The following is a 3,074-nucleotide window of genomic DNA, read 5'->3' on the forward strand; positions in this document are numbered from 1 at the left end:
GAGCTGGTGATGAACCTGGTCGACTACCACATGGGCGGCATGGGGCCGGGCATGAGCCTGGCGCACCCGCAGTACTGGATCGCCTTCGGCACCGCCGCGGTCGCCGGCTACTTCGCCGCCCTGCCAGTGAACTGGTGGCTGCTCAGGCGCGGCATGAAGAACTGCCACTGAAAGGACGGGAATCGAGAATGGGGAATCGGGAATCGTAGAAGCCAAGCCGTCCTTACGATTCTGGATTCCCCAGATCATCAAGGCACAGCTGGCGCCACGCTTGAGAAAAAGCGGGGACCGGGAATCGTAGAAGCCAGGCCGCCTTTACGATTCCCCATTCCCGATTCCCCATTCCCGTCTTTTTCAGGCATACCGCCAGCGCTGGCCATCCTTGCCGTCTTCGACAAGGACACCCTTGGCCTTCAGCTCATCACGGATACGGTCGGAGCCGGCCCAGTCGCGGTTGCGGCGGGCCTCGGCGCGCAGTGCCAACTGCGCGTCGATCACCTCCGGCGTCAGCTGATCCTCGCCCTCCGGCGCCCAGCCGAACCAGGCCGCCGGCTCCTGCTGCAGCAGGCCGATCAGCTTGCCAGCCTCCACCAGCTGCGCCTTGATGCGCGCCTTCTCGGCGGCATCCTCGCTCTTGTTGGCGGCATGGCTCAGGGCGAACAGCTCGGCCAGCGCCATCGGCGTGTTGAGATCGTCCTCCAGCGCGTCGACGAAGGCCTGCGGCGCACCCTCGCCCGCGGCCGGTGCCACGTCCGCCAGCTCGCGCAGCGTGCCGTAGAGGCGGTCCAGCTTCTTGCGCGCCTCGGCGATGACCTCGTCGTTCCAGTCCAGCGGCTGGCGGTAGTGGCCCGACAGCAGCGCCAGGCGGATCGCCTCGCCGGGGGCCTGCTTCAGCAGGCCGCGCACCAGCAGCACGTTGCCTACCGACTTGGCCATCTTCTCGCTGTTCACGGTCAGGAAGCCGTTGTGCATCCAGTAGCGCGCGTAGGTCTTGCCGCCGTGCGCGCAGGTGGACTGCGCGATCTCGTTCTCGTGGTGCGGGAAGATCAGGTCATGGCCGCCGGCATGGATGTCCAGCGTGTCGCCCAGCAGCGCCTCGGACATGGCCGAGCACTCGATGTGCCAGCCCGGGCGACCGCGGCCCCAGGGCGAATCCCAGCCCGGCTGCTCCGGCGTGGAGGGCTTCCACAGCACGAAGTCGCCAGCGTCCTTCTTGTACGGTGCCACTTCCACGCGGGCGCCGGCCAGCAGCTGCTCCGGGTCGCGCTTGGACAGCTTGCCGTAGTCGGCATAGCTGCGGGTGTGGAACAGCACGTGGCCATCGGCCTCGTAGGCGTGACCGTTGTCGATCAGGCGCTGCACCATGGCGATGATCTGCGGCAGGTGCTCGGTCACGCGCGGCTCGAAGTCCGGCGGCAGCACGCCGATGGCTTCCAGGTCCTCGTGGTAGGCGGCCACGAACTTGGCCGTGATCACGCCGATCTCGACGCCCTGGTCGGCGGCGGCCTTGTTGATCTTGTCGTCGATGTCCGTGATGTTGCGGGCGTACAGCACGCCGGGATAGCGGCGGCGCAGCACGCGGGCCAGCACATCGAACACCACCGCCGGACGGGCGTTGCCGATATGGGCGTAGCTGTAGACCGTCGGACCGCAGACATACATCGTCACGCGGTCGGGGTTCAGGGGCTGGAAGGGCTCTTTGCGGCCGGTATAGGTGTTATGGACTTGCATGGCGGATCAGGCAAAAAAACCCGCGAAGGATACCGCCAGGCAAGCCTACTGTCGCCTCGAAGCCTGCTAACGCTTCAGAGGAGGTAGCGCAGCGCCTCGACCGTCACCACGCCCGCCAGGAAACCCCAGAAAGCCCAGACGTAGCGGCGCTTGACGCGATTGCGGCCGGCGGTGGTGTCGTAATACATGATCGTCACGGTGATTCTCTTTCTATTGGCGGGCGGAGGGACTGCAAGAATTGCAAGAATTTGCTGACATCTCGTGTCAGCTATTTCCGCTACCGGAATGCAACGATCGTGCCCGGGTCCATCTGCAGACAGTACCCCCCGTTCAGGGGGTCGTCATGGGCCCTTCCCCGGCTTGCGCAAGCTCGCGCAAACGTGCCGACCGCTCCGCCGCCGGCAGGGCTCCTAGCCGCCGCACCGCCTCGTGAAAACGTGGCCAATCGCCGTTTTCCTGGCGGAACAGGCTGGCAAACGCCGGCTTGTGTTCGTCGTAGAGTGCAAAGGGCAGCAGCCGCGCGTTGTTCGGCTCGGCCACGGAAAACCAGGCATCGAAGCCGGCGTAGCCGGCCCAGGGGCCGTCGCGGAGTTGCCGGTAGTCCTGCGCCAGCTGTTCGAACTGACGTTTCTTGGCGCTGCGCTTGTCGTCATCTGACAAATCCGCGCCGTAGACCTGCGCCAGGCGCGAGCGCGTCGCCAGCACCAGGTCGACGAACTGGTGGCGACGGCGCTCATACAGTCGCCAGTCCTCGCGCGTGCCACCGCTATCGGCGAGGTATTCCTGCAGGCCCTGCTCCTCGACGAACTCGGCGTAGGACTCGTTGAACGCGGTGTCGTCGCGCACGTAGACGACCTGGTGCGCCAGCTCGTGGAAGATCATCCCCACCAGCACTTCATCGGACCAACGCATCATCGTGTTCAGCACCGGGTCCGCGAACCAGTTGAGCGTGGAGTAGGCCGGCACGCCGCCCACGTGCACGTCGTAGCCCTGCTTCCTCAGGCCCTCGGCGCGGCGCTCGGCCTCCTCCTGCCGGTGATAGCCCCGGTAGGCCAGGCAGCCCACCAGCAGGAAGCAGTTCTGGTACGGCTCCAGCGACAGCTCCAGCGCCGCGAACACGTTCCACACCACGAAGGAGCGGCCCAGGTCGGCGTAGGTGGTGTAGCTGCGGTTGTCCGGCAGGCCCAGGTGTTCCACCGCCCAGCGGCGCGCGTCCTGCACCTTCTGCAGGCGGCGTCGCAGTTCGGGGTCCCGCTGCTCGTCCTGCACGATACCAGTGATTGGCTCGCGCGCCTTCAGCAGGGCACGCTGGCCCTGGGCCAGGCCGGAGTAGTAGCCCAGGG

4 protein-coding genes are annotated in these 3,074 nt (G+C 66.3%); 1 reads left to right on the forward strand and 3 read right to left on the reverse strand.

Features of this window, described 5'->3' with window-relative positions; genetic code table 11:
* Positions 1-9: 9 nt before the first annotated feature.
* Positions 10-171, forward strand: a complete 162-nt coding sequence (locus tag VGF12_RS26230; protein WP_414710082.1) for a DUF4396 domain-containing protein — start codon at positions 10-12, stop codon at positions 169-171.
* 183 nt (positions 172-354) lie between these two features.
* On the opposite strand, the gene cysS is transcribed toward VGF12_RS26230, so the two are convergent.
* The 3 genes from cysS to VGF12_RS12940 all read right to left on the reverse strand — a co-directional run.
* On the reverse strand, positions 355-1,731 hold the full coding sequence (gene cysS / locus VGF12_RS12930) for a cysteine--tRNA ligase (protein ID WP_331176443.1): 1,377 nt from the start codon (positions 1,729-1,731) through the stop codon (positions 355-357).
* Between the two features lie 74 nt (positions 1,732-1,805).
* Positions 1,806-1,928, reverse strand: coding sequence for a hypothetical protein (locus VGF12_RS12935; protein WP_331176444.1), 123 nt, complete (start codon positions 1,926-1,928; stop codon positions 1,806-1,808).
* A gap of 133 nt (positions 1,929-2,061) precedes the next feature.
* Positions 2,062-3,074: aminopeptidase (locus tag VGF12_RS12940; protein WP_331176445.1), on the reverse strand; the 1,013-nt coding region annotated here is incomplete at its 5' end.

The sequence above is a fragment of the Roseateles sp. genome, from assembly GCF_036404855.1.
In the GTDB taxonomy this organism is placed as follows: Bacteria; Pseudomonadota; Gammaproteobacteria; order Burkholderiales; family Burkholderiaceae_C; genus Pelomonas.

Coding starts and splice junctions, on each gene's coding strand:
- VGF12_RS26230 (WP_414710082.1), top strand. CDS start 10: ATGAACCTGGTCGACTACCACATGGGCGGCATGGGGCCGGGCATGAGC.
- cysS (WP_331176443.1), bottom strand. CDS start 1,731: ATGCAAGTCCATAACACCTATACCGGCCGCAAAGAGCCCTTCCAGCCC.